24 protein-coding genes are annotated in these 24592 nt (G+C 62.1%); 7 read left to right on the top strand and 17 right to left on the bottom strand.

Going from position 1 to position 24592, the window contains the following annotated elements:
• Position 1: 1 nt before the first annotated feature.
• The 5 genes from prfA to N8A98_RS11200 form a co-directional block, all read right to left on the bottom strand.
• A complete protein-coding gene (gene prfA, locus N8A98_RS11220; protein ID WP_262171394.1) occupies positions 2-1078 on the bottom strand; it encodes a peptide chain release factor 1 in 1077 nt (358 codons plus the stop codon).
• A 225-nt stretch (positions 1079-1303) separates the two neighbouring features.
• Complete coding sequence (gene ptsP, locus N8A98_RS11215) at positions 1304-3571, bottom strand: phosphoenolpyruvate--protein phosphotransferase (protein WP_262171392.1); 2268 nt, start codon at positions 3569-3571, stop codon at positions 1304-1306.
• A 68-nt stretch (positions 3572-3639) separates the two neighbouring features.
• The gene (locus tag N8A98_RS11210) at positions 3640-4905 is read right to left on the bottom strand and encodes an aspartate kinase (RefSeq protein ID WP_113119825.1); all 1266 of its coding nucleotides are present in this window, start codon (positions 4903-4905) and stop codon (positions 3640-3642) included.
• Between the two features lie 100 nt (positions 4906-5005).
• The gene (locus N8A98_RS11205; protein WP_262171389.1) at positions 5006-5320 is read right to left on the bottom strand and encodes a BrnA antitoxin family protein; all 315 of its coding nucleotides are present in this window, start codon (positions 5318-5320) and stop codon (positions 5006-5008) included.
• Complete coding sequence (locus N8A98_RS11200) at positions 5265-5600, bottom strand: BrnT family toxin (protein ID WP_262171387.1); 336 nt, start codon at positions 5598-5600, stop codon at positions 5265-5267. The genes N8A98_RS11205 and N8A98_RS11200 overlap by 56 nt, the downstream gene beginning before the upstream one ends.
• Before the next feature lie 115 nt (positions 5601-5715).
• Between N8A98_RS11200 and ubiG the strand changes: the two genes are divergently transcribed.
• The 6 genes from ubiG (at position 5716) to N8A98_RS11170 (ending at position 11735) form a co-directional block, all read left to right on the top strand.
• Positions 5716-6453, top strand: coding sequence for a bifunctional 2-polyprenyl-6-hydroxyphenol methylase/3-demethylubiquinol 3-O-methyltransferase UbiG (gene ubiG / locus N8A98_RS11195; RefSeq protein ID WP_262171385.1), 738 nt, complete (start codon positions 5716-5718; stop codon positions 6451-6453).
• Between the two features lie 29 nt (positions 6454-6482).
• A complete protein-coding gene (locus N8A98_RS11190) occupies positions 6483-6923 on the top strand; it encodes a hypothetical protein (RefSeq protein ID WP_262171383.1) in 441 nt (146 codons plus the stop codon).
• A gap of 185 nt (positions 6924-7108) precedes the next feature.
• A complete protein-coding gene (locus N8A98_RS11185; RefSeq protein ID WP_262171381.1) occupies positions 7109-7486 on the top strand; it encodes a hypothetical protein in 378 nt (125 codons plus the stop codon).
• Positions 7483-7704: a hypothetical protein gene (locus N8A98_RS11180; RefSeq protein ID WP_262171379.1), complete on the top strand. Its 222-nt coding sequence runs from the start codon at positions 7483-7485 to the stop codon at positions 7702-7704. Before N8A98_RS11185 ends, N8A98_RS11180 begins: the two co-directional genes overlap by 4 nt.
• 1368 nt (positions 7705-9072) lie before the next feature.
• Positions 9073-10917 carry a dihydroxy-acid dehydratase gene (gene ilvD, locus N8A98_RS11175; RefSeq protein ID WP_113119831.1) on the top strand — a complete coding sequence of 615 codons (1845 nt, stop codon included), beginning with the start codon at positions 9073-9075 and terminating at the stop codon, positions 10915-10917.
• A gap of 56 nt (positions 10918-10973) precedes the next feature.
• Complete coding sequence (locus tag N8A98_RS11170) at positions 10974-11735, top strand: glycosyltransferase family 25 protein (protein ID WP_262171375.1); 762 nt, start codon at positions 10974-10976, stop codon at positions 11733-11735.
• A gap of 276 nt (positions 11736-12011) precedes the next feature.
• Here the strand turns inward: N8A98_RS11170 and N8A98_RS11165 are convergent, their stop codons facing one another.
• From N8A98_RS11165 to N8A98_RS11145, 5 genes are all read right to left on the bottom strand, one after another.
• Positions 12012-12881: an aldo/keto reductase gene (locus tag N8A98_RS11165; protein WP_262171373.1), complete on the bottom strand. Its 870-nt coding sequence runs from the start codon at positions 12879-12881 to the stop codon at positions 12012-12014.
• Positions 12882-13013: 132 nt separating this feature from the next.
• Positions 13014-13439: a DUF1178 family protein gene (locus tag N8A98_RS11160; RefSeq protein ID WP_262171371.1), complete on the bottom strand. Its 426-nt coding sequence runs from the start codon at positions 13437-13439 to the stop codon at positions 13014-13016.
• A gap of 57 nt (positions 13440-13496) precedes the next feature.
• On the bottom strand, positions 13497-14327 hold the full coding sequence (locus tag N8A98_RS11155; protein WP_262171369.1) for a carbon-nitrogen hydrolase family protein: 831 nt from the start codon (positions 14325-14327) through the stop codon (positions 13497-13499).
• Between the two features lie 34 nt (positions 14328-14361).
• A complete protein-coding gene (gene grxC, locus N8A98_RS11150; protein WP_035103026.1) occupies positions 14362-14616 on the bottom strand; it encodes a glutaredoxin 3 in 255 nt (84 codons plus the stop codon).
• A gap of 33 nt (positions 14617-14649) precedes the next feature.
• Positions 14650-15447 carry a ComF family protein gene (locus N8A98_RS11145; protein WP_262171366.1) on the bottom strand — a complete coding sequence of 266 codons (798 nt, stop codon included), beginning with the start codon at positions 15445-15447 and terminating at the stop codon, positions 14650-14652.
• A 44-nt stretch (positions 15448-15491) separates the two neighbouring features.
• Here N8A98_RS11145 and N8A98_RS11140 point away from each other — a divergent pair, with 44 nt between their 5' ends.
• Positions 15492-16322, top strand: a complete 831-nt coding sequence (locus tag N8A98_RS11140) for a methyltransferase domain-containing protein (protein WP_262171364.1) — start codon at positions 15492-15494, stop codon at positions 16320-16322.
• A gap of 7 nt (positions 16323-16329) precedes the next feature.
• Here N8A98_RS11140 and N8A98_RS11135 read toward each other — a convergent pair whose 3' ends face one another.
• The 7 genes from N8A98_RS11135 to N8A98_RS11105 all read right to left on the bottom strand — a co-directional run bounded on the left by N8A98_RS11135 (position 16330) and on the right by N8A98_RS11105 (position 24454).
• Positions 16330-17256, bottom strand: a complete 927-nt coding sequence (locus N8A98_RS11135) for a phosphotransferase family protein (protein WP_262171362.1) — start codon at positions 17254-17256, stop codon at positions 16330-16332.
• Between the two features lie 80 nt (positions 17257-17336).
• A complete protein-coding gene (locus N8A98_RS11130) occupies positions 17337-17900 on the bottom strand; it encodes a CarD family transcriptional regulator (RefSeq protein WP_035101539.1) in 564 nt (187 codons plus the stop codon).
• Positions 17901-18290: 390 nt separating this feature from the next.
• Positions 18291-18629, bottom strand: coding sequence for a ferredoxin FdxA (gene fdxA / locus N8A98_RS11125; protein WP_113119839.1), 339 nt, complete (start codon positions 18627-18629; stop codon positions 18291-18293).
• 163 nt (positions 18630-18792) lie between these two features.
• Positions 18793-19302, bottom strand: a complete 510-nt coding sequence (locus N8A98_RS11120) for a GNAT family N-acetyltransferase (protein ID WP_262171360.1) — start codon at positions 19300-19302, stop codon at positions 18793-18795.
• A 2-nt stretch (positions 19303-19304) separates the two neighbouring features.
• Positions 19305-19712 carry an RNA-binding S4 domain-containing protein gene (locus N8A98_RS11115; protein ID WP_262171358.1) on the bottom strand — a complete coding sequence of 136 codons (408 nt, stop codon included), beginning with the start codon at positions 19710-19712 and terminating at the stop codon, positions 19305-19307.
• A gap of 3 nt (positions 19713-19715) precedes the next feature.
• The gene (locus N8A98_RS11110) at positions 19716-22703 is read right to left on the bottom strand and encodes a helicase-related protein (RefSeq protein WP_262171356.1); all 2988 of its coding nucleotides are present in this window, start codon (positions 22701-22703) and stop codon (positions 19716-19718) included.
• A 974-nt stretch (positions 22704-23677) separates the two neighbouring features.
• On the bottom strand, positions 23678-24454 hold the full coding sequence (locus tag N8A98_RS11105) for a DUF3108 domain-containing protein (RefSeq protein ID WP_262171354.1): 777 nt from the start codon (positions 24452-24454) through the stop codon (positions 23678-23680).
• Positions 24455-24592: the final 138 nt, after the last annotated feature.

Raw genomic sequence — 24592 nt, 5'->3', positions numbered from 1 at the left:
GTCAGTTGGACTGCTCCATCGCCGCCAATTGTTCGGCCTGGCTTTCGGTGATCAGCGCTTCGATCAATTCGTCCAGCGCTTCACCAGCAATCACCTTGTCGAGCTTGTAGAGCGTCAAATTGATGCGGTGATCGGTAACCCGGCCTTGCGGGAAATTATAGGTGCGGATGCGTTCGGAACGGTCGCCCGACCCCACCTGCCCCTTGCGTTCCGCAGAGCGGGCACTGTCGCGTTCTTCGCGCTGCATTTCATAGAGCCGCGAGCGCAGCACCAGCATGGCTTGCGCGCGGTTCTGGTGTTGGCTCTTCATCGCCGAGGTGACGACAAGGCCCGAGGGAATATGGGTGATCCGCACCGCCGAATCGGTGGTGTTGACGTGCTGCCCGCCAGCGCCCGAGGCCCGCATCGTATCGATGCGGATATCCTCGTTACGGATTTCGATATCGATGTCTTCGACTTCCGGCAGCACCGCCACGGTGGCCGCCGAAGTGTGGATGCGGCCCGAGCCTTCCGTCGCCGGCACCCGCTGCACGCGATGGACGCCCGATTCAAACTTCATCCGCGCGTAAACGCCCTTGCCTGAGACATTGGCGATGATTTCCTTAAAGCCCCCCATTTCGCCGGGGCTTTCTTCCATCACGGAGACCTTCCAGCCGTGATTGGCGGCGTAGCGCTCATACATGCGGAAGAGATCACCGGCGAATAGAGCCGCCTCATCGCCACCCGTGCCGCCACGGATTTCGAGAATGATCGACTTCTCATCCGCCTCGTCCTTGGGCAGCAGCAGAATGCGCACAGCCTGGAACAAAGCCTCGATCTTTTCGTCGAGCTCTTCGATCTCCGCCTGGGCCATTTCGGCCAGGTCCTTGTCGCCGCTCTTGAGCAATTCCTCGGCCTCGGCCCGATCCTTCAGGGCTTTGTTATAGGCGCGGATCTCGCCAACGATCGGCGCGAGTTCGGCATGTTCCTTGCTGAATTTGACGAATTCATCCGGCCCGGCTCCACCCGACAGTGCCGCCTCGACATACTGAAACCGCGTCTCGAGCGCGTCGAGCTTGTCCTGGGGAAGAGATGCCATCGATAGGGTCTTTCAAGTCTGCGAGCGTCACGCTTTAGGGGCAACGCCGCCGGATCGCAAGGGTACCAGCCCAATGGAGGGCACTAGCGTGCGCCGAGATCCATGTCAGGCCGAGCCGAAAATGGTGCCTTTCGAGAACCGGAGCGGAGCGTACATTGGTACGTGAGCACCGGAAGCGCAGAACGGCGCCATTTGCAGGCCGGCATGGCGTGGAGATCGGGCGCGCTAGACGGGCAGGTTCTGTTTGTCGATCCACTCTTGCAGCAACTGCCGGATCGTCGCCCCATCAGCACCTTCGCTCAGCGCCGCACCGACCGATTGCTGGATGGGCTTGAGATCGAGATTGAGCACCATTTCCTTGATCGGCCCGATCGAGGCAGGCCCCATGGAGAGCCGCGTCATGCCGATGGCCATCAGCGCCAGCGCTTCGAGCGGCTTGCCGGCCAGCTCGCCGCACATGGTGATGGGAATATTGTAGCGCTTGGCCGCTTCCACAACCATGCGGATGGCGCGCAGGCGCGGCAGCGCGATGGGGTCGTAATTCTTGGACACGCGCGGATTGGCCCGGTCCGACGCGGTCAGGAACTGCACCAGATCGTTGGAACCAATCGAGACGAAATCGGCCTCGGGCAGCAATTGATCGAGCTCGAACAGCAATGATGGCACTTCCACCATGGCGCCCAGTTCCAGCCGCGACGGCGTCGGCTTGCCGGCGCGCCGCAGCCGCTCGATTTCCTTTTGCACCACCATGCGGGTCTGCAGGAACTCAAACGTCTCGGTGACCATGGGCACCAATATCTTGAGCGGCCGCCCATTGGCCGCCATTAGCAATGCGCGGATTTGCGTGCGCAGCAGACCCGGTCGATCCAGCCCCAGCCGGATCGAACGGTAGCCCATGGCCGGGTTTTCCTCCTGCGCCGAGCGCAGATAGGGCAGCACCTTGTCGCCGCCGATATCGAGCAGGCGGAACACCACCGGCCGGTCCCCGGCAATCGCCATGGCCTCGGCATAAAGCTCCATCTGCTCGGGCAGGCGTGGCAGGCGCGAGGCAATCATGAACTGCAATTCGGTGCGGAACAGCCCGACGCCCGAAGCGCCGGTATCGTCCAGCATGGGCAGATCTGCCACCAGGCCCGAATTGTGCAGCAGCGTGATTTCCACGCCATCCTTGGTGATGGAGGGCTTGTCCTTGAGCGCGGCATAATGCGCCCGGCGCCGGGCCGAAACCCGCACCTTGTCGACATAGGCCTGCTCGATATCGGGCGTTGGCCGCAGATGCACGATGCCGGCCGTGCCATCGATGATGATCTCGTCGCCGGTCTCGCACATCGAGACGATCGACTGCGCCTGCCCGACAGCCACCAGCCCCAGCGACCGCGCGACAATGGCCACATGCGCCGTCGCGCCGCCCTCTTCGAGCACGACGCCGCGCAGCTTGGTGCGGTCATATTCGAGCAGTTCGGCCGGCCCCATATTGCGGGCGACCAGAATCGCGTTTTCGGGCAATTCCTTGCGCCCCAGCGCATGGCCATCCCCGGTCAGCACCCGCAGCAGGCGATTGGCCAGATCGTCCAGATCGTGCAGGCGGTCGCGAATATAGGGATCGGTCTGGCGCAGCATGCGCGCACGCGTATCGTTCTGCACCCGCTCGACGGCGGCTTCCGCCGAAAGCCCGTTATCGATCGCCTCGGTCAGCCGGTGCACCCAGCCCCGGTCATTGGCGAACATGCGATAGGTTTCCAGAATCTCCCGGTGATCGGAGCTCGGCTGCATGTCGCCATGGTCGAGCATGGCATCGATCGAGACGCGCATCTTTTCCAGCGCCGATTCGAGCCGCAGCTTTTCCTGCTCGGTATCCTCGGCGATGAAATTGGTCACCACGACGCGCGGGTCGTGCAGAACCACGGTGCCCAGGGCAATGCCGTCGGTGAAGCTGACGCCGGTATACATGCGGGGACGCCTGAGATCGATATCGGAGCCCGGCTTGATCAGATTGTCGAAGTCGGAAGTGGCGATCATCTCGGCCAGGATTGTGGCCGTAGTCAGCATCGCCTCGGTTTCATCCTCGCCATATTTGCGCCGCTCGACATTCTGCACGACGAGCACGCCCAGCGTCTGCCCGGCCCGCAAAACCGGCACACCGAGGAAGGCGAAATAGCGGTCTTCCCCGGTTTCCGGGCGATAGGCAAAGGCGGGATGAGAGGGCGCATCGTCCAGCGACAGCGGCTCGGCTTCGGCCGCGATCAGCCCGACCAGGCCCTCCCCCAGCCGCAGCGTGGTCATATGCACGGATTCTTTGGCAAGGCCCTTGGTGGCAAACAGTTCCAGCGCGCCATCATCGCGCAGCACATAGAACGAGCACACATCGGCGCGCATATTTTCGGCGATGAGCGAGACGATCTTGTCCAGCCGCTCCTGGCTTGCCAGGGGCTCCGCCATCGTTTCGCGCAATTGCCGCAGCAGCACCCTCGGGCCGCCTATGGACGTAACCATGCCTTATTGGCGGCCCGCAAAAGCCACCCCCCTGCTTAAAGGAGCGGCCGAGATCCCCTCAACTGATCTCAGGCGTCCTTCTTGTCCAAACCGTAATAGGTGTGCAACGCGCGAACCGCAAGCTCAGCATATTGCTCATCAATCAGCACCGAGGTCTTGATTTCCGAAGTGGTGATCAGCTGTATGTTGATGCCCTTGTCGGCCAAGGCCTTGAACATGGAGGATGCAACGCCCGCGTGGCTACGCATGCCCACGCCCACGACCGAGACCTTTGCCCCGCCCTTTGACCCGGAAATCCGCGCATATTCGATGCGATCGCCGGCGTCTTTCAGCGTCTTGATCGCCTTGTCATATTCGCTATCGGGCACGGTGAAGGTGATGTCGGTGGTCGCCCCATCATCGGCAATGTTCTGCACGATCATGTCAACGATAATGCCCTGATCGGCCAGCGTGCCGAAAATGGCGGCGGCGACACCGGGATTGTCCTTGACGTCGCGCAGGGTGATCTTGGCCTCTGCCTTGGCGAGCGTCACGCCCGAAACGATCTGCTTTTCCATGATCTCTTCCTCATCGCATACCAGCGTGCCGGGAACGCCCGGGCTCCCGTCCGGCGCCAGCTGTGGCGCGTCCGGGTCATCAAAGGTGGACCGCACCAGGAGGCGCACCTTATGCGCCATGGCCATTTCAACCGAGCGGATCATCAGCACCTTGGCGCCGAGCGAGGCCATTTCCAGCATTTCCTCAAAGGAAATCTTGGTCAGCCGCTGCGCCTTGGGCACGATGCGCGGATCGGTCGTGTAAACACCGTCCACATCCGTATAGATATCGCAACGATCCGCCTTGATCGCCGCCGCCACGGCCACCGCCGAGGTGTCCGAGCCGCCTCGGCCCAGCGTTGTCACGCGGCCATGCGGGGAAATGCCCTGAAACCCGGTGATCACCGGCACCCAGCCATCGGTAAGGCGCTTGTTGAGTTCGGTCGGGTCGATCTCGGTGATCCGCGCCGCGCCATGCGCGTCATCGGTATGGATCGGCACCTGCCAGCCGGCAAAAGAGCGCGACTGGATGCCCATTTCGCTGAGAACAATGGCCATCAGGCCCGCAGTCACCTGCTCGCCCGAAGCCACGACGGCATCATATTCACGCGCATCGTGCAGCGGGCTGGCTTCATTGACCCAACCGACCAGTTCATTGGTCTTGCCCGACATGGCCGAAACGACGACCGCCACCTCGTTGCCGGCCTCGACTTCGCGCTTCACATGGCGCGCGGCCTGGCGAATACGTTCGACGGTGGCCACTGACGTGCCACCGAACTTGACGACTATGCGGGCCAAGACCCCTACCCCGTTCCTCCGGCAGAACCCGCCGGTACGCTCTGAATTCGCGCCGGGACATACGACAAAGCCGGGGCGCGATCAACTAAAGAACGTGAGCCTACTCGGCGGCGTCGGGGTGGCGGTTGCCGCGCTTTTTCTTGCGCATCTCAGCCTGCACATAAGCCTTGAGCACATTCTGCATATGCGTAAGGTGCCCTTTGCCCTGCTGCTTGAACCAAGCAAAGACCAGCGGATCGAGCTTGAGGTGGACCGAGGTCGGCTCGCGATAGTCCACCCAAACAGCATTGTCCCAGAACTCGTCGGGAAGGTCTTCGCCGGGCTGGGCATCGGGGTTATTCTTTGGAAGAGCCCCGGCTTTATCCAGAGCGATCAGTTCTTCCAGCGAGATACGCTTGATATTTGCTTCTGTCACGTCGACCTCCATACCAAGCCGTTATGAGGCGCAGTCCATCGCCCCGTAGCGTATAGATCACCACATAGCAGCGGTCTTTCGACAGACCGGTGGCGATGTAGCGATCCTCGCCATAATCAATCCGCTCATCTTTTTCGATAAGAACAGGAGCCCGGAATATCAATGCTGCCTGTTCAAACCGTATCCCGCGCTTTTCGAAATTCAGCCGGGCTTTTTCCTCATCCCACTCAAAGTGCGTTGCCACGCCATCAGCCCCCCAGCTGAGTTTGGCCGCACTCATGCGCAGCAATAGTCAAGGCAATACACCAAAGTGTACACTTTTTCAAGTGCGACCCCACGCGTCTTGCCTGCCTCACCTCGAACGGGGCATATGGAGAGCCAAACGGAGCCGCCCCATGACCCAGACCACCATCAACGACGCCGAGATCGCCAAGTTTACCGCGATGGCCGAAGAATGGTGGGACCCTAAGGGCAAGTTCAAGCCGCTGCACAAGTTCAGCCCGGTGCGCCTGGCCTATATTCGCGATCATCTGCTGACCCGTTTCGGTCGCGATGGCGGCGCCATGCGGCCCTTCGAGGGCCTGACCATTCTCGATGTCGGATGCGGCGGTGGCCTGCTCTGTGAGCCGCTGGCCCGGCTGGGCGCGACGGTCACCGGCATTGATGCTGCCGAGCGCAATATCACCATTGCCAAGCTGCATGCCGAGCAATCAGGCCTCGATATCGACTATCAGACGACCACCAGCGAGGCCCTCGCCGCCACAGGCGAAAAATACGACATGGTGCTCAATATGGAAGTGGTCGAGCATGTCGATAACGTGCCGCTTTACATGAAAAGCTGCGCCGATCTGGTCAAGCCCGGCGGCCTCATGCTGACCGCCACCCTCAATCGCACCGCCCGCGCTTATGCCCTGGCGATTATCGGCGCCGAGCGCGTGCTGCGCTGGCTGCCGGTGGGCACCCATGACTGGAACAAATTCCTCACCCCCGACGAGATCAAGGCACTGTTGACCCGCAATGGGCTCAAGGTCACCGGGGAAACTGGCGTGGTCTATCACCCGCTGGCCGACGAATGGCGCGCCTCGCGCGATATGGGCGTCAATTATATGATCATGGCCGAGCGGCCTTTGTGACACCGGACTCGCTCATCCGAGGAGATTTCATGCGCATTCTTGCTGCCATTCTGCTGCTGGCCTTTGCCGCGAGCCCCGCCCTCGCCCAAACCGACGATGATGTCTTCGCCGCCCTTGAAGGCGTCTATGGCATCGAAGCGGCAGGCAATTTCGACGCCTATTTCACCACCATCACCACCGCCTTTGCCGAAGGTGATAGCCAGACGTTGGCCGACATGGGCAGCTATCCCTTCGAGGTCGCCGCCAATGGCGAGCTCTACGACATTTTCACGCCGCAGGATTTCACCGGCAATTTCGATGCCCTGCTGCTGCCTGAAACCATCGATGCCATCGCCAATCAGGATTATGCCGATCTGATCGTCACCGATGAAGGCGTAGGCTTTGCCAATGGCGCCTTGTGGCTTGCCAATGTCTGCTCTGACGACAGTTGCAGCACCAGCGCCTGGCTGATCACCCGCATCAATAACTGACGCGCAGGACAGTGTTGCACAAAGTCCGCTTCCCCGCGGCCGCTTGCGGCTATACTGCGGTTCAATCCATTTCCGCCCCACACTAGACACATTTTTTTAATGTGGTGCGGCCACCTTGGCATGCTGGCGCAAGCTGTTGCCCGCGCACAGCCTGCCCTGTCGTCACCCAGTCTGGAATTTCCGTCGTGTTGAAGATCGCCCTGCCCCTAGCCTGCGCTCTGCTGGCAAGCATTGCTCCTGTGGCTCAAGCCCAGGAGGCGAACGACTCCGTCGAACGCAACGTCTTCGTCATGGGCGGACCGTTTTCGGAGGGCTATTTCGGGGACACCCTGGCCTTCTGGAACGTCAACTATGAGAGCAATTTCTTCGTTGGCATGGGCTATCAGCAATTCTTCCACCAGGTCCCGCAGGGTCTCAAATTCGGTGTCGAAGCCGGTTTCGGCGCCCGCCTTGGCGATAAAAGCTCGGCCGAGGCATGGGCCGGCGCCGTGATCCGCTATGATGGCTGGCAATTGGGCGATTTCCGCATCGCCACATCGATCACGGGGGCTTCTCTGTGGTGACCGACCTGATCGGCGCCGAAGCGACCCGCGCCGAGCAGAATGGCGAGGATGGCGCCCCCTTCCTTTATTATCTCGGCCCCGAAATCGCCATTTCCCACGCCGCGGCGCCCAATTGGGAAGTGCTCGGCCGCGTCCAGCACCGCTCCGGCGGTTTCAGCACCATCGCCAATCTAGACGGCTCCAACGCCGCCACCCTGGGCCTGCGCTACAAGTTCTAGTTTTTTGACGCTGCCATCAGCGCCATCGCCTCCCTCCGGCCTGAGGGGGAGTGTTCGTTCGGGACTCGTACCACCCACAATGTCATTCCGGCGCAGGCCGGAATCCAGGTCCGTGGCCAACCACACGCATCCAGCGCCGGGATGGCCTTCAGCATGGATTCCGGCCTGCGCCGGAATGACCGTGGTTGATTGAGCGATCCCAGGGCCATCTCCAATCTCCCCTCCCCACCGCTCTCTCTCGGGCCTGACCCGAGGGCCACTCGCCGCTTGCGCCAGATTGAGAAAGACCCTCGGGTCAAGCCCGAGGGAAACGCTGTGATATTGGGAGCAATGGTAGCCTGCACCAATCGCCCCCACCCCACAATGTCATTCCGGCGCAGGCCGGAATCCATGTCGGTAGCGTCCCACACGCATCCAGCTTGAGGATGATCTTCAGCATGGATTCCGGCCTCCGCCGGAATGACGCCGCGATGGACTGAACGGTTGTCTCCAATCTCCCCTCCCCACCGCTCTCCCTCGGGCTTGACCCGAGGGCCACTCGTCACTTGCGCCAGATTGAGAAAGACCCTCGGGTCAAGCCCGAGGGAGATGCGGTGATATTGGGAGCAATGGTGGCATGCACCAACTCGCCCCCCCCCCACAATGTCATTCCGGCGGAGGCCGGAATCCATGCTGCGCGCTCTCCCCACACTGGACACGGCCTTTCCTGCCCCCCTGTGGCTTTCGCCACCCCACAATGTCATTCCCGCGAAAGCGGGAACCTCTGTTTTCTCGGGTCGGCAGGGGGATTCATTGCCTCTCCCCAAAGCCAGTTCCACCGTCATCACCCGGCTCGTCCGGGCAATCCATGCTGCCGCTGGCGCTGAGACATGGATCACCCGGACAAGCCGGGTGATGACGATAATTGGAGGAAACAGCGGCCCCCCAACAAACTTATCCCCCTCCCCCAAACCTCCCCCATACTCCCTCCATCTTCCGGGATACGGGCGGCGCTGCAGCGACGAGCGTCCGGAGGCCAGCCGGGGGAGGGGAGGTCGCGCTCCGCTTCGGGTCGAGCGGACGAGGCAATCGGGCGGGCGCTACGGCAAACGCTGGGGTCTGCGATCGCGCCGTCCGAAAAAGTCCCGGCACCCCGAGACGGTTTCCGTCTCATTTTTATCCCTCACGAGGCGAAAGCCGTCTCGGGGTCCGTCCGTCTGTTCGACAACCGCATCAGGCGGCGCTTCCGCATGCGCCCGCCGTCATCCACTATCAAAACCCATCCGTACCGTACGGTACGGTACGGTTTTTTATTGATCCTGCCCTGGAATGGGTCTAAAGAAGATCAACCATCGTCGGCCCAACCGGCGCCAAGCCCGAGGAAGTGTCATGCCTGCCTATCGTTCCCGCACCACCACCCATGGCCGCAACATGGCCGGCGCCCGCGGGCTCTGGCGGGCAACGGGCATGAAGGATGGCGATTTCGGCAAGCCCATCATTGCCGTGGTCAATAGCTTTACCCAATTCGTGCCCGGCCACGTCCATCTCAAGGACCTCGGCCAGCTCGTGGCGCGCGAGATCGAGGCCGCCGGCGGCGTCGCCAAGGAATTCAACACCATCGCGGTCGATGACGGCATCGCCATGGGCCATGACGGCATGCTCTATTCCCTGCCCAGTCGAGACCTGATCGCCGACTCGGTAGAATACATGGTCAACGCGCATTGCGCCGACGCCATGGTGTGCATTTCCAATTGCGACAAGATCACCCCCGGCATGCTCAACGCCGCCATGCGCATCAACATTCCCGTGGTGTTCGTCTCGGGCGGCCCGATGGAAGCCGGCAAGGCCATGCTCAAGGGCAAGCTGCAGGCGCTCGACCTGGTTGACGCCATGGTGATGGCTGCCGACGATCATTATACCGACGCGGAAGTGCAGGCCGTCGAAGAGGCCGCCTGCCCCACTTGCGGCTCGTGCTCGGGCATGTTCACCGCCAATTCGATGAATTGCCTCACCGAAGCGCTCGGCCTCAGCCTGCCCGGCAATGGCTCGACCCTGGCAACGCACTCCGATCGCAAGCGCCTGTTCCAGGAAGCCGGTCACCTGATCGTCGATCTGGCCAAGCGCTGGTACGAGCAGGACGACGCTTCGGCGCTGCCGCGTTCCATCGCCACCAAGGCGGCCTTCGAAAACGCCATGGCACTCGATATCTCCATGGGCGGCTCGACCAATACGGTGCTGCACATCCTGGCCGCGGCCCATGAAGGCGGCGTCGATTTCACCATGGACGACATCAACCGGCTCAGCCTGAAAGTGCCGGTGCTCTCCAAGGTCGCGCCCGCCAAATCGGACGTGCACATGGAAGACGTGCACCGCGCTGGCGGCATTTTCGCCATTCTCGGCCAGCTCGACCGCGCCGGCCTGATCAACCGCAGCGAGCCCACGGTTCATGCGGCGACCATGGGCGATGCCATCGACAAATGGGACATTTCCCGTACCAATTCGGAGAGCGTGCGCCAATTCTACATGGCCGCCCCCGGCGGCGTGCGCACCACCCAGGCCTTTTCGCAGTCCAACCGCTGGGCCGAACTTGATCTGGACCGCCAGAACGGCGTCATCCGCTCGGCCGAAAACCCCTTCTCCAAGGATGGGGGCCTGGCCGTGCTCAAGGGCAATATCGCCATCGATGGCTGCATCGTGAAGACGGCCGGCGTCGATGACTCGATCCTCAAATTCACCGGCCCGGCCCGCGTCTTCGAGAGCCAGGACGATACGGTCAAGGCGATCCTCTCCAATCAGATCAAGGAGGGCGACGTTCTCGTCATCCGCTACGAAGGCCCACGCGGCGGCCCCGGCATGCAGGAAATGCTCTATCCCACGAGCTATCTGAAATCCAAGGGCCTGGGCAAAGCCTGCGCTTTGCTCACCGATGGCCGCTTCTCCGGCGGCACCTCGGGCCTCTCCATCGGCCATGTCTCCCCCGAAGCGGCCGAAGGCGGCACGATCGGCCTGGTCCGCGAAGGCGACACGATCGAAATCGACATCCCCAACCGCACCATCACGCTGCTGGTCACCGATGACGAACTGGTCCAGCGCCGCCACGACCAGGATGCATTGGGTTGGAAACCCGCCCATCCGCGCAAGCGCAATGTGACCCAGGCCCTACGCGCCTACGCCGCGTTCGCGACATCAGCCGCCCGCGGCGCCGTGCGCGACCTCGGCAAGCTGGATTTCTAAGCCACTTGCGCTGCTATTATATCAACCTGGCCCGCCGGACTGACCGGCGGGCGATTATGGAACAACGCTTTGCCGACTTAGGCCTCGAGCATGACCGCGTCGAGGCGCTGACGCCGGACGCGATCACCTCCGAGCAACGGGAACGCTATTGCAATCCTGCGGAGCACGCCTGGCAGAGCGAGGGCGAACTGGCCTGTAGCCTGAGCCACCTGCAGGCCATGCACCAATTCCTGAGCACGCCAGCGCCATACGCCGCCATCTTCGAAGACGATGCAGTGCTCGCGCCGTCGCTGCCGGCCTTGCTGGAGCAATTCGAGCAGGCAGCGCCACAGGTCGATATCCTGCGGCTCGAAACCACCAATACGCGCATGCGGCTATTGCCGCGCGGCGACGCCCAGATCGGCGAGTTCGCCATCCATCGCATGTTGAGCACGGGCGGCGCCGCGGCCGGCTATGTCATGTCTCGCAAAGGTGCGGCGCGGGTGCTGGCCGGCGAAGAAGTGCTGTTCGACCTCACCGATCAGGCCCTGTTCAATCCCTATGCCCCGATCGCCCGCGACCTGACAGTGCGCCAGCTGGTGCCCGCCCTGGTCGTTCAGGAAGATCGGCTCGGCCAGCGCGCCGACCGCATCGCCAACAGCGACCTCGAAAGCACTCGCCGGCACCGCGACCTCATCGACAAAGCCAATTTCTGGCGCCGCGCCCATTACAATTTCGTCGATTTCGTCGCCCGCGACATTGCCCTGCCGCTGCGCAATGTCTGGTTACGCCTGACCCTGGGCGCCGCCAAGCGCGACGTGCCCTTCAAAGCCGAGTGAGCCAAGGCCGCCGGCACACCCAGCACTTGCGGTTAAACACGACAAATACGTGACAACCGCCTCTAACCCGTGCTAGAGGCTCGCTCAGCCCTCGAGCGGTCTGCCAAGATTGCTCGTTGGTCAGGTTCGATAGCGGGGATTCCACCCTCCCTATCGAACCGACCTAATCCCCCCAAATTGCCGGACAACTGCAACAGCCGCTTTTGCTCGCCCAAACGAGCAAGGCCGGCAGCGCATTGCGCTGCCGGCCCCGGAATAGCTCAAACCAGGCTTGGATCAGCCTTTTCTGGCCACGGCGTCCAGCGTGGCGAAGTCCTCGTCGCTGAGCTGGATGCCAGCCGCGGCGACATTGTCTTCCAGGTGCTTGACCTTGCCGGTGCCCGGAATGGGCAGCATGACCGGGCTGCGCTTGAGCAGCCAGGCCAGCGCGATCTGGCTGGGCGAGGCATTGTGCTTGGCGACGATCGCCTTGGCCTCGGCATGGCCCTCGACCAGATCACCGCCGGCCAGCGGGAACCACGGAATGAAGCCGATGCCCTGCTGCTCGCAATAATCGAGCACATCCTCACTCTCGCGATTGGCGAAATTGTAGAGGTTCTGAACCGTGGTGACCTTGAAGTATTTCTGGGCTTCCTTGATCTCGGCCACGCTCACCTGGCTGAGGCCGGCATGGCGGATAATGCCTTCCTTCTGCAGCTCGGCAATAGTCTCGAACTGCTCGCGGGCCGGCACCTTGGCGTCGATGCGATGCAGCTGCCACAGATCGATCCGCTCGATCTTGAGCCGGCGCAGGCTCAGGATCGCACCCTGCCGCAGGAATTCGGGCCGTCCCAGTTGCGGCCATTCATTGGGCCCGGTGCGGGTCAGTCCGCCCTTGGTGGCGACGATGGTGCCCTTGGCATAGGGGGCCAGCACCTCACCGATCAGCTCTTCGCTGATATAGGGGCCGTAGCTTTCTGCCGTGTCGATAAAATCGACATTGAGGTCCGGCAGTCGCCGTAGCGTGGCCTTGGCCTCTTCGACATCGGTGGGCGGCCCCCAGATGCCGGGGCCGGTAATGCGCATCGCGCCAAAGCCGAGCCGGTTGACCTTGAGGTCCCCACCAATGGCAAAGCTGCCCGAAAGAGCTGCGTCAAGTTTCGTCATTTTGAAGTCTCCGTGTGAATGCGCCAGAACAGCGCCGGAAGGGTAGGCAGCATCACTGAAAAGATGCCGACAAGTCCTCGCCCTTCGCCAAGCTCGGGGTGAGGTATATTGTTCGATCAGGCGCCGATGGCGCTAATTGTGTTCTTCGGGCAGGTCCGGCAGCGGCATGAATTCAATGCCTTCTTCGGCCAGTGCAACCATCTCGTCACGGGTGGCCTCACCGTAAATGCCCCGCGCCTCGGCTTCCTCGAAATGGATCTTGCGCGCTTCTTCGGCAAATTTGTCGCCGACATAATCGGCTTCGCTCACCACTTTCTGGCGATAGGCGCGCAGCAGCTCGCGGAATTTGGCCGCTTCGGGATGGCTGGAGCTGAGGGAAATCTTTTGCTGGTCGGTACGCGCCACGGCCGGCGCCATGGGCGCCTTGCTGACCTTGTCCGAACCACATACGGCGCAGCTGACGATGCCGCGCGCTTGCTGTTCGTCGAAGGCCGCCGCGTTCCTGAACCACGCGTCGTAATGGTGGCCCTTATCGCAATTGAGGGAATACTGAATCACAGAACCGTCCTTGGCGCCCGCGCGGCGCCCGTCTGTTCAATGATATAAGTCATAAGATTAGTCCTGCAATGCATCGGGCAGGGTAAAATCACGCGCATTAGCCAAAGCCGGGATACGGCCACGCACCTCGGTCACTAGGTCAGGCATAATATCGGCCAGCAGCACCCCCGGCTCGTCATGGGCCAGCTGCGCCACGATCCGCCCCCATGGGTCGATCACGATCGAATGCCCATAAGTCGCCCGGCCATTTTCATGCTGCCCGCCCTGCGCCGCCGCGATGACATAGGAACCCGTTTCAATGGCTCGCGCCCGCGACAACACTTCCCAATGCGCCTGCCCCGTCGGCACCGTGAAAGCTGCCGGCACCGCGATCAGCGTCGCGCCGGCATTGGCCAAACCATTGTAGAGCCTGGGGAAACGCATGTCGTAGCAGATGGAAAAGCCCAGGGTGAAGTCCCCCAGCGGCGCCGTCACTGCCGCCTCGCCGCCTCGATAGGTGGCGCTTTCCTTATAGGCATTGAGCCCGGCAATATCGGCGTCGAACAGATGGATCTTGTCATAGGTCGCGACGATCGCCCCATCGGGCCCAAACAGCACGCTGCGATTGGCAAAGCGCCCATCTTCAAGCGGCACGGCGAGCGAACCGATATGGATATGAATGCCGTATTGCTGTGCCAGCGCCCCGACCCGCGCCAATTGCGGGTGGCCCTCGAACGGCGCCGCAACCTTGGCCAGCCCCTCGCGATTCTCCGCAAAGATCATGGTGACTTCGGGCGTCAGCACATAGGATGCGCCCGCTGCAGCCGCCTCGGCGATCATGGGTTCAAGCGCAGCAAGATTGGCGTCGGGGTCCATGCCCGAACGCATCTGAATGGCAGCGATTTTCATATGTCTGGTTCCGGTGCCACGCCGTGGCGAAATATTAGTCCGCCAGCAAGGGGTCCAGCCCGCCCTGCCGGTCAAGCGCGGCCATGTCGTCATAGCCACCCACATGGGTTTCCCCGATGAAGATTTGCGGCACGGTGCGGCGGCCATGGGCGCGCTCGGTCATGGCGGCGCGCAGGTCCGGATCGAGCACCGTGATCTCGGTATAGTCCACGCCCTTGTCGCTCAGCAGCGCCTTGGCCGCATGGCAATAGGGACAGGTGGGGGTGGTGTAGATCTCGATCTTGCTCATCTGCGCTCTCCGAAAGCTGCTATGGGTTTCCTACTATATGGGCATTTCCGCTGCGATCACAACGCGCGCAAAGCTCATCACATCGATATGTTCGACGCCGCTTTTCTTGAGCGCCCGCACCAGGGCCTTGCAGGTCGCCCCGGTGGTATAGACGTCGTCGATCAAAACCAGCCGCCGTCCTGCCCGTCGCGCCAGGCGCTCAATATCCACGGCAAAGGCCCCCGCCACATTGCGGGCCCGCCCATCGCCGCTCAGCCCCACCTGCTGCCGCGTTTTCTTGACGCGCCGCACCAGCCCCAATTCGCAGTCAAGCCCAGTAAGCTTGGCCAGTTGCAGCGCCAGTTCTGCCGATTGATTATAGCGCCGCTCGCGCAATCGTGCCGGATGCAGCGGCACCGGCACCAGAATGGGTTTTTCGGCCCATAATTCATGCCCCGCCCCCGCCATCAGCCGCGCACAGAACCGCGCCAGCTCGGGCCGGTCGCCATATTTGAGACGCGACACCAGCGTGCCTGCCAGATCATTATAGACCAAAGCCGCCCGCGCCCGCTCGAAAGGGGGTGGATCGGCAATCGCCTCGGCCGATAGGGTATCGGGACCCAGCGCCACCTCGAAAGGCAGGCCCAGCACCGGGCAGAGCGGCGCCGTGATCGGCCGCAGCGCGGCAAAACATTTGGCACAGAGCGTATCCGCCGTGCCCGTGGGGGCGTCACAAGAGAGGCAAACCGGCGGATAGAGTTGATCGAGCAGGACCTGCCCGGCGCGCCTCACGCCCAGAGCAAGCCGGCGATGTAAAGGCGTGGTTTTGACAAGCTCGTCCTGGCTCTCCATAACGAGCCATCCTGCCACGCGCGCAAAACCCGGCAATCCCCTTTATGGCCAATCCGCCCAAAATCTTCGACACCGCGCTGATCGCGGCCCATTTGGCCCGCCGCACGCCCGGCGCCAACAACTTCGTCCTGGACCTGGTGCTGGGCGATCTCGAGGATCGGATCGGCACGCTAATCCGCGATTTTCCTCGCGCGCTGATCATCGGCCCCGACATCGATGCTCTGCCAACTATGGGCCAATCCGCCAGCGCCAGTTTCACCTATCAGCGGCTTGCGGCCTTTGCCGGCCCCGATGATCTCACTGATTTGCCCGAAGGCCCGTTCGACCTCATCGTCTCCCTGCTCCATCTGCAGGCCGTCAACGATGTGCCCGGCTATATCGCCCGCCTCCGCGCCATTCTGGCGCCCGATGGCCTGCTGACCATTGCCGCTTTGGGCGGCGACACCCTCACCGAATTGCGCGAAGCCTTCCTGGCCGCCGATAGTCTGGTCACCGGCGGCGCTTCGGCCCGTGTGGCCCCAATGATCCAGGTCCGCGATGCCGGCGGATTGCTGCAACGCGCCGGGCTGGCTTTGCCGGTCGCCGACGTTGAAACCCACATCGTGCGCTATGCCAATCCCTTCGCGCTGATGGCCGAGCTCAAATCCCTGGGCGCCGCCAATCCCCTGGCCGACCGCCCCCGGCGCCTCGCCACGCCCGCTTTGCTCGCCGCCGCCGCCAGCGCCTATGCCGAGCGCGACGCCGACCCCGATGGCCGCATCCGCGCCACGCTCGACATCATCTGGCTCTCCGGCTGGGCCCCACACGAAAACCAGCAAAAACCGCTCAAGCCCGGCAGCGCCACCAGCCGGCTTGGTGACGTGCTCAAGGGGTAATCGCGCGCTACACCATCGCCCGCAAGTCATCGATCAATTCGCTGGGCGTGTCGGCCGCGGGAATGACGCCGATGCGGCGCAGCCAGCACCACATCGTCACGCGATGCAGCAGCGTATAATACCAGAGCGCTCCCTCGGGGTCCGGATGATCTATACGGCCATAGCCGTCCAATAGGTGGGGCGTACTGCCAGGCGCATCATGCTCGGAGCAAAACAGGCACTTGGCCAGATCGAGCACCGCATCGGCCGCCCGCGCATTGCCAAAATCGATCAACCCGCTCAACACCAGTTTGCCCTGGGCGTCCTCCACAGCCAGAACATTGTTGGGGTGTAGGTCGTCATGAGCAAAGACTGGTCCTCGGCTATGCGGGACCACGGAATTAAAGCGCGCCTCGGCGATCTCCCGCAGGCGCGCGTCCAGCGCGGGTCCGCCGCCCATGGCGGCAAACCACTCGAACGAGTTTACGATCAGTTTGCGGACAAAGGCTCCATTGGACACAAGTGGATCAACAATGCCCGTTGCATCGAAAGCGCCATAGGCCGGCATCCTGATCTCGTGCAGGGACCGCAACAATGCGCCCATCTGGCGATAGAGACTGGCAATATCGGGATGGTCTTTGAGCGCGCCGGCCGTAAGCCCGGGCAGATAATTGGTGACCACAAAACCAAACGGCAGCTTTGTCCTACTCTCATCCACCAATAGTAGCCGCGCCACAGGCAGCCCTCTGCTCTGCAACTGGGCCGCAGCAAAAGCGTCCTTGCCGGCAGAACTGTGAACACCTTCGGCATAGGGCTTCAAAACCACCGCCGAGCCGCTCGACAGATCAACCCTGAAGACCGGCGCTTTGCCGCCGCTCATCGCCTTGATCGCGACGACCGACCCCAGCTCGAGCCCGGCCAGCGCCGCCGCAACCTGCTGCTCCTCCAGCTCCATGGTTCCCTCCGCTACCAAAGGCCAAAAACCAAAAAGGCCGGTGTCTCCACCGGCCTTTCCGTAGTCCTTGAACCATCCGCTTAGGCGGCAGCTTCCTCGTCGCTTTCGGCGGCGTCGGCCTTGGTGCGCTTGGGCGACTTGGCCAGGTTCTTTTCGATCAGCTGCACGGCCTCGGTCAGCGTCAGGCGATTGACCGCGCCGATTTCGCGGCTCATGCGGTCCATGGCCTGCTCGAACAGCTGGCGTTCCGAATAGGACTGCTCGGGCTGCTCTTCGGAGCGATAGAGATCGCGCACGACTTCGGAGATGGCGATCAGATCGCCCGAATTGATCTTGGCTTCATATTCCTGAGCGCGACGCGACCACATGGTCCGCTTGACGCGTGCACGACCGGTCACGGTGGTCAGCGCCTGGGTGACCATGTCCTCTTCGGCCAGCTTGCGCATGCCGACGGATTTGATCTTGGCGACGGGCACGCGAAGGGTCAGCTTGTCCTGCTCGAAACTGATGACGAACAACTCAAGGGTCAGGCCGGCGACTTCTTGTTCCTCGATCGAGACGATCACGCCGACGCCATGCGCCGGATAGACAACATACTCGCCCGTCTTGAAACCCAGCCGTGTCTGTACCTTCTTGGCTACCATAGTCTTGGAACTCCTTGTTGACGCCCCAAATGGACAATTCCCTGCGGGAAGGATCGTCCACTCCAAACTCATAAACGCCCAAATCGTGGGCGCTGCGCGCAGCAAAAACCCCATGGCTTTCCAGGTCCGCTTTCCCCGGAGGCCAGGCAACACACCAATGTCGGTCAAAAAAATCGTGCCATCAGGCACGGGTTGGTGACGGGCTCAACTGCATATAGTGAGACCATAGCACAAAATTTCAGCAAAATCAAAAACTACGAATCAATGACGGATTCATGCCGCCGCGGGACGGCGGTCAATGTGACCGGGATATGGCGCCGCGAGCGCATCTGCACTAGCAAACCCATCCACGAGGTGGGTTATCGCTCATCCAGCCCATCCGCCTATTCGTCAGTCGCCTTCGCCGGGCGCCTCTGAGAAGTACTTTGCCAGCTTGCCCTCTTCGCCGTCCTTTTCCTTGGCCTGGGGCAGCGGATCGCGCCGCTCGGTCAGGTTGGGCCACATGGAGGCAAACTTGGTGTTGAGCGCCAGCCATTCGTCCAGCCCGCTTTCGGTATCGGGCTTGATCGCTTCGGCCGGGCATTCAGGCTCGCACACGCCGCAATCGATGCACTCATCCGGGTGGATGACCAGCATATTCTCGCCTTCGTAGAAACAGTCCACCGGACACACTTCGACGCAGTCGGTATATTTGCAGGCAATGCAATTATCGGTGACGATATAGGTCATCTATTGGGCAGTCCCGAACGATGGTCCGGCGCCGGGAGGGACGGGGCCGGATGGTCTCAACGGCTGCGGTGCTAAACCCTTTTGGCTTTCCCTGCAAGATCGTGCGGGGGCAGGGTTTGGCCCGCATCCGGCAATGGCCAGCAAATTTTCCCGCCCCGGCCGATCATCCTGCCACATGGCGATAGACCAGATCCTCCTTGTCCTGCCGTGATGCATCCGGATCGAGCCGGGCGCCAAGCTTTTCCGCCAGCGTCCGCGACCGTGCATTGTCCTGATCGACATAGCTCACCAGCGTCGGCAGCTTCAGCCCGGCAAAGGCCCAGTCCCGCATGGCGCGCGCGGCTTCCAGCGCATAGCCCTTGCCCTCGAAGGGCGCATAGATCAGCCAGCCTAGTTCCTTTTCGGGAAAGAGCGGACCATGGTTGATCCCCACCTGTCCGACGCACTCGCCCGTTGACCGTAGATCAATCATCAACGCCCCATGCCCGAACAGGTCCCAGCAGGCAATATCGTGGCAGAATGTGAGCCAGGCGCCCCTGGTGTCGAAGGGCCCGCCCATATAGCGCGAGCGCGGCGAGCCCAGAAATTTCGCATAATCAGCAAAGTCGTCCAGCACCGGTGCGCGCAACACCAGCCGCTCGGTGGTGAGGGTTGGAATGTCGCCGAACGACATATTTATGCCTCTCTATCCTTGAGCCGGTCCGTATCGCGCCGCTGCTTCTTGGTCGGACGCCCCGCTCCTTCGTCGCGCGGCGCGATGGCGGCCTCATAGGGCGAACGCTCGGCCTTAGGCAAACTGGGAGGCGAAAGATCCTCATAGAGCGTCATCGCTTCGCTGGCCGGTCCACGCCGCACGCCGGCATCGAGGATTTTCCAGACCACGATGCGGCCATGGATCGCCATGGTCAACACGTCGCCCGCGCCAACCTTGTAATCGCTTTTATCGGTCCGTTCGGAATTGACGCGGATGGCGCCGGTCTCGATGACCTTTTGCGCCAGCGTGCGCGATTTGAGGGCACGCGAGAAAAACAGGAACTTGTCGAGCCGTTCCTTGCGGACGGGTGTCGCACTTGTTCCTGTCAATCGCTACTCCGCACTCTTGTTGCGCAAGGCCGCCAGCTTGGCGAAGGGGCTGTCCGGATCGAACTTGGCCTCGCGCTGTTCGGGCCGCGGCTTGTCGAATTTAGGCCGCTCGTCACGGGGCCTTTCATTCTTCCGGTTGTCATTGCGCCCGCGTGGCTCAAATTTTGGCTTGGGATTGAGATGCTGGGCCTTGCTCAGGTCCTGCACTTCGCCCTCGGGGCGGCGCTTGGCCACTGGCCGCTGCTGCCGGCTTTCGCCCTCGGGACGGCGGCGATGCTCATGCCGCTTGGTCTCGGGCCGCTTGCCGCCGGGGAACCAGATTTCATCGAATTCGGGCTCGGCGGGGGTCGCATCTGCAACCACAGCCGGCTCGGATTCGACGATGGTCGTCGCCGGAATTTCGGCTTCAAGCGCCACGGGAACCACTTCCGCCTCGGCCGCGACGGCCTCCAGCGGCGCTTCGGCAACAGCATCGACCGATACCGGATTCTCCGCCAGCACTTCCCCAAGCGCCGGCGCTTCCGCACTGGCTTCAGCGGCCACGGGCGCCGCGACCTTGGGCGTGCGCTTGACCCGATAGCCGAGCGAACTCAGGATCGAGGCGAAATCCTCGCCCGAACACCCCAGCAGCGACGTCATCTCGACCGTCACGCGGAACCCGTTGCCTTCGGCGGCTCCGACCGGCACATCGCCCTGATGGCGCGTCGGATCGAGCGCGATCAGCGGCCGGATGATATCGGCCAGCCGTTCCAGAATATCGACGCGCACGGCCCGCTTGCCGGCCACCTTGAAGCCGGCGACCTCATAGAGCCTGGTATCGACCTCGGGATCGACCAGGAACGAGGTGCGGCCCGAGAGCACGATATGGGGAATGTCGGTGACGCCCGGCTGGCGGATGCCGCCATGCTTCAGCGCAAATAGAATCAGCGCCAGTTCGCGCGGCGCCGGCTTCAGCGCCAGCGGCAGGAAAATGTGATAGGCGCCGAACTTGATGCCCAGTTTGCGCATCTTGCCGCGCACGTCCTGGTCGAGCGCCTTGACCTCGTCGGCCACTTGCGCCCGCGGCAACAGCCCCAGATGCTCATAAAGCTGGAAGGCAATACCCCGTGCCGCGCCTTCGATATCGGCCGGCGCTTCCAGCGACATGACGCTTTCGAGCACGGTATTGATGTGATGGCGCAGCCACAGGCTTAACCGGTCCTGCACGCGTTCCAGGTCCACCCCGGTCAGCGTCTCATCGGCCAGAATCAGGATGCGCGGGCGATAGAGCGCATCGCCCTCGATCAGTTCGGCGACGACATCGCCCTTCCAGCGCAGCTTGCCATCGGTCGCCAGCACGAACTCCTCGTTCGGCGCCCCGGCCAGCCGGTCGGCCCGATTGTGAATTTCGGGCGCCACCACGTGATCGGCCGCCGCCCGCAAGCCCTTGGTATCGACGTCCCCGTCATTGCGGGAAAGGGTAAAGCGGAAGCCTTCGAGTGTGCCGATCAGATGGCCTTCCAGCCGAACTTCGCCACGCTCATTGATCTCGGGAGATGCCATACGTTTGTCTTTCAGGTGGCGAAGCAAGACGCTCGTGCGCCGGTCGACGAACCGCTGAGTGAGCCTTTCATGCAGGGCATCGCTCAGGCGGTCTTCAATGTCTCGGGTCTTTTCGCGCCAATGTGAAGGGTCTGCAAGCCAGTTTTTCCGATTGGCGACAAACGTCCAGGTGCGGATTTGCTTGATCCGATTGCTGAGCGTATCGATGTCCCCACTGGCATTGTCGCAAAAGCGAACCTGCTCGGCAATCCAGTCCTGGTCGACCGTTCCATTTCGTTTTAAATCCGAGTAAATTCGGGTGACGATTTCCCCGTGATTGGCCGGCGAAATCCCCTGATAATCAGGGATTTGGCAGCATTCCCACAACAGCCGCGCCCCGTCCAGACCGCGCGCCAGCTTGCCCGCCTCGTTGCGCGCTACAAATTCGAGCGCCCGCTGGTCCGTGGCCACCGGAACCCGCGTCAAACTGCGGTTTTCCGGGCTCTGTTCGAGGCTATCGAGCAGCGCGGGGATGGATGAATAATCTAGCCTATTGTTGCGCCATTGCAGCACTTTGACGGGTTCGAAATCGTGGGTTTCGAGCGCCACGACCATTTCTTCCTCGAATCCCTCGGTGCCCCCGGTCACCCCGAACGTGCCATTGCGCGCATGGCGACCCGCCCGGCCAGCAATCTGCCCCAATTCTGCCGCAGTTAAGGGTCGGCTCTGATGTCCATCGAATTTGGTGTCGTCGGCAAAGGCGACGTGATGGATATCAAGGTTGAGCCCCATGCCGATCGCGTCGGTCGCCACCAGAAAATCCACATCGCCATTCTGATAAAGCTCGACCTGCGCATTGCGCGTGCGCGGCGACAGCGCCCCCATCACCACCGCCGCCCCGCCCCGCTCGCGCCGGATCAGTTCGGCGATGGCATAGACCTGCCGCGCCGAGAAGGCGACGATGGCCGAGCGGGTCGGCTGGCGCGAAATCTTCTTGGACCCGGCATATGTCAGCTGGGAAAAGCGTGGCCGGTCCACAATATCGGCATTGGGCAGGAGTTTGCGGATCACCGGCGCCATGGTCGCCGCGCCCAGCAGCAGGGTTTCCTGGCGGCCCCGCGCATTCAATATGCGGTCGGTAAACACATGTCCGCGGTCAAAATCGATCGCCGTCTGGATTTCGTCGATCGCCACGCAATCGACATGGATATCGAGCGGCATGGCCTCGACCGTGCACACCCAATAGCGCGGTCGCGCCGGCACGATTCGCTCTTCCCCCGTCACCAGCGCCACGGCTTGCTCGCCGACCCGCTCGACCACCCGCGTATAGACCTCGCGCGCCAGCAAACGCAGCGGCAGCCCGATCATCCCGCTCGGATGGGCCAGCATTCGCTCGATGGCGAAATAGGTCTTGCCGGTATTGGTCGGGCCAAGAATCGCCTTGACCGATTGGTAGGGTGTAAAAGTCATCGCCGCCAATGTAGGGGCAGTTCTGTCCGGTTACGAGCCCCCAGCGGCCTGTCCCACAAATGCACACTCAATGCGACGGAAATGTCATCCGGCTTAATGGCAGGAACAGCCGGGGAACGAAACAGAACCGAATCGGCGCGACTCACTGAATCCCGTTTTGTTCTCCACCACTGGTAGTAGGTCGCGACACCCCGCCCCACCAGACGCGAATGCGGCAACCAAGGTTTGGCCGCCAACGGAACTTCCCCGTTCAACTCCGCTACCAAACCATGAAAATCCGCGATTTTTCGCGATCCATGAAGCAAAGGTAAATCGCGTGGGTTCTCAGTTTTTTGCCCCGTAGAGATTTCGCCGCCCCATCTCTGCGGGCCTCAGCGGCAAGATTGAGGATATTCCCCATTGACCGTCCCATCCGGGGACAAGGGCAGATTCCTCCCCTTCCACAATGCCATTCCCACCCACCGTGTCGTTCCGGCGCAGGCCGGAATCCATGTCCGTGGCGATCCGCATACATCCAGCGCCGGGATGGTCTTCAGCATGGATTCCGGCCTGCGCCGGAATGACGTCGTGGTTGGCTTGGTCACTCGGGCATCCTCCCGTCCCGAAACGGCACAATTCCGCGCCGTCAACCCCGTCCCCGTTCACCTCTGAACCAAACCCGGAACGAACAGGGAAGAAACGGCAGAGAATCAACCAATGCGGCTTTGTTCTCCACCACATCTGGTGGCCCGCCCCATCGCTCGCCCACTAGCCGGCAGCGCCATCGCCAAAAACCCGCCCGCTCCCCGCCAAACCCGTTCAACTCCATCACCAAAGCATGAAGATTGCTCGTTTTCGGCCAGGTCTAAACGAAACGCTAATCGCAAAAAGCGCTAGGGCTGCACGGACTTAACAGCGCAGCCCCCACAAATGCCCGGCCTTGGGCCGCGATCTTGGCAAAAAACCCGTTGACCGTATCGAAACGGGACGAAGCGTCAGGGTTTCATACTGGTCAGCACCATGGAGAGATCCCCCATATTGGTGCCCAGCAGCACGCGATAGGGCACGAAATAGCCCGTCTGGCCCAGCGGCGCATACCACATCAGGATGCGGCTCTTGTCGGCCAGGTAATTGGTGATTTCGGACTCGGTGAAATGCCCCGAGATCGGCTGGTAATCGAGGCTGCAAACCACGACCGGCCCCTGATAGCCCGTGCGTGGCGAGGTGGCCTCGTCTTCCCCGGCATAGCTCATGGCGATGTTGAAGCGCTCGACCCCGGTAAAGATATTGAGCTTGCGCTGGCACAGCCCCTTGTCGAGCGTTCCGCCCTTGACGACGAAGGCCGAGAGGAAGTCGCCGACGCCGGTCAGATGCCGGCGTTCCAGCGGCACCCGGTCATAGGTATCGGTGATCGGCGGCTCGACCTTGAAGGCGCTGACCTCGCCGCCGGCAAAGGTCACATCCACGCCAAAGGCTTCGCCATTGGCCCGGGTCTTGAGATTAAAGCTTTGTGACACCAGCCCATTGGCCGAACTGCCCGAGGCATGGGCGCTGGCCGTGCCGCTGGCCACCACGGCCCCCATCCCCGCGACGTTGGCGGAAAGATCGAGTGCATAGCGTGAGCCATTGTCGCTGAGCTCGACATCCATCATGGCGATATTGATGCCGCCCAGGGTCAGCACATAGCTGGCGCGGGCATCCACCTGTTGGGCAAGAGCCGGCGTGGCGGCTAGAAGAGCCATTGCGGCGAAGGCGGAACGGAAATACGTCACGGGCGCGTCGTCTCAACACTTTGGGGGCGAGCAGGCAGGCCCGGACGCCGCAGCGAATCACTATTAATGATGAAATTGCCGTGCCCTTGTGGCCCATGCAAGGCAATCACGGGCGTTTGCGGGCGCTGTCTTCTTGAC

The sequence above is a fragment of the Devosia neptuniae genome (assembly GCF_025452235.1).
Taxonomy (GTDB): domain Bacteria; phylum Pseudomonadota; class Alphaproteobacteria; order Rhizobiales; family Devosiaceae; genus Devosia.
The sequence above is the reverse complement of the archived record's forward strand: the minus strand, read 5'-3'. Positions and strand labels throughout refer to the sequence as shown.

Excerpts from the sequence above, each read along its gene's own strand:
- N8A98_RS11120 (WP_262171360.1), bottom strand. The coding sequence starts at position 19,302 with ATGTCGTTCGGCGACATTCCAACCCTCACCACCGAGCGGCTGGTGTTG.
- N8A98_RS11155 (WP_262171369.1), bottom strand. The coding sequence starts at position 14,327 with ATGAAAATCGCTGCCATTCAGATGCGTTCGGGCATGGACCCCGACGCC.
- N8A98_RS11190 (WP_262171383.1), top strand. The coding sequence starts at position 6,483 with ATGCGCATTCTTGCTGCCATTCTGCTGCTGGCCTTTGCCGCGAGCCCC.
- N8A98_RS11135 (WP_262171362.1), bottom strand. The coding sequence starts at position 17,256 with ATGGAGCTGGAGGAGCAGCAGGTTGCGGCGGCGCTGGCCGGGCTCGAG.
- N8A98_RS11110 (WP_262171356.1), bottom strand. The coding sequence starts at position 22,703 with ATGACTTTTACACCCTACCAATCGGTCAAGGCGATTCTTGGCCCGACC.
- N8A98_RS11130 (WP_035101539.1), bottom strand. The coding sequence starts at position 17,900 with ATGGTAGCCAAGAAGGTACAGACACGGCTGGGTTTCAAGACGGGCGAG.
- N8A98_RS11200 (WP_262171387.1), bottom strand. The coding sequence starts at position 5,600 with ATGAGTGCGGCCAAACTCAGCTGGGGGGCTGATGGCGTGGCAACGCAC.
- N8A98_RS11165 (WP_262171373.1), bottom strand. The coding sequence starts at position 12,881 with ATGACGAAACTTGACGCAGCTCTTTCGGGCAGCTTTGCCATTGGTGGG.
- N8A98_RS11170 (WP_262171375.1), top strand. The coding sequence starts at position 10,974 with ATGGAACAACGCTTTGCCGACTTAGGCCTCGAGCATGACCGCGTCGAG.
- grxC (WP_035103026.1), bottom strand. The coding sequence starts at position 14,616 with ATGAGCAAGATCGAGATCTACACCACCCCCACCTGTCCCTATTGCCAT.
- ubiG (WP_262171385.1), top strand. The coding sequence starts at position 5,716 with ATGACCCAGACCACCATCAACGACGCCGAGATCGCCAAGTTTACCGCG.
- ptsP (WP_262171392.1), bottom strand. The coding sequence starts at position 3,571 with ATGGTTACGTCCATAGGCGGCCCGAGGGTGCTGCTGCGGCAATTGCGC.
- N8A98_RS11140 (WP_262171364.1), top strand. The coding sequence starts at position 15,492 with ATGGCCAATCCGCCCAAAATCTTCGACACCGCGCTGATCGCGGCCCAT.
- N8A98_RS11145 (WP_262171366.1), bottom strand. The coding sequence starts at position 15,447 with ATGGAGAGCCAGGACGAGCTTGTCAAAACCACGCCTTTACATCGCCGG.
- fdxA (WP_113119839.1), bottom strand. The coding sequence starts at position 18,629 with ATGACCTATATCGTCACCGATAATTGCATTGCCTGCAAATATACCGAC.
- ilvD (WP_113119831.1), top strand. The coding sequence starts at position 9,073 with ATGCCTGCCTATCGTTCCCGCACCACCACCCATGGCCGCAACATGGCC.
- prfA (WP_262171394.1), bottom strand. The coding sequence starts at position 1,078 with ATGGCATCTCTTCCCCAGGACAAGCTCGACGCGCTCGAGACGCGGTTT.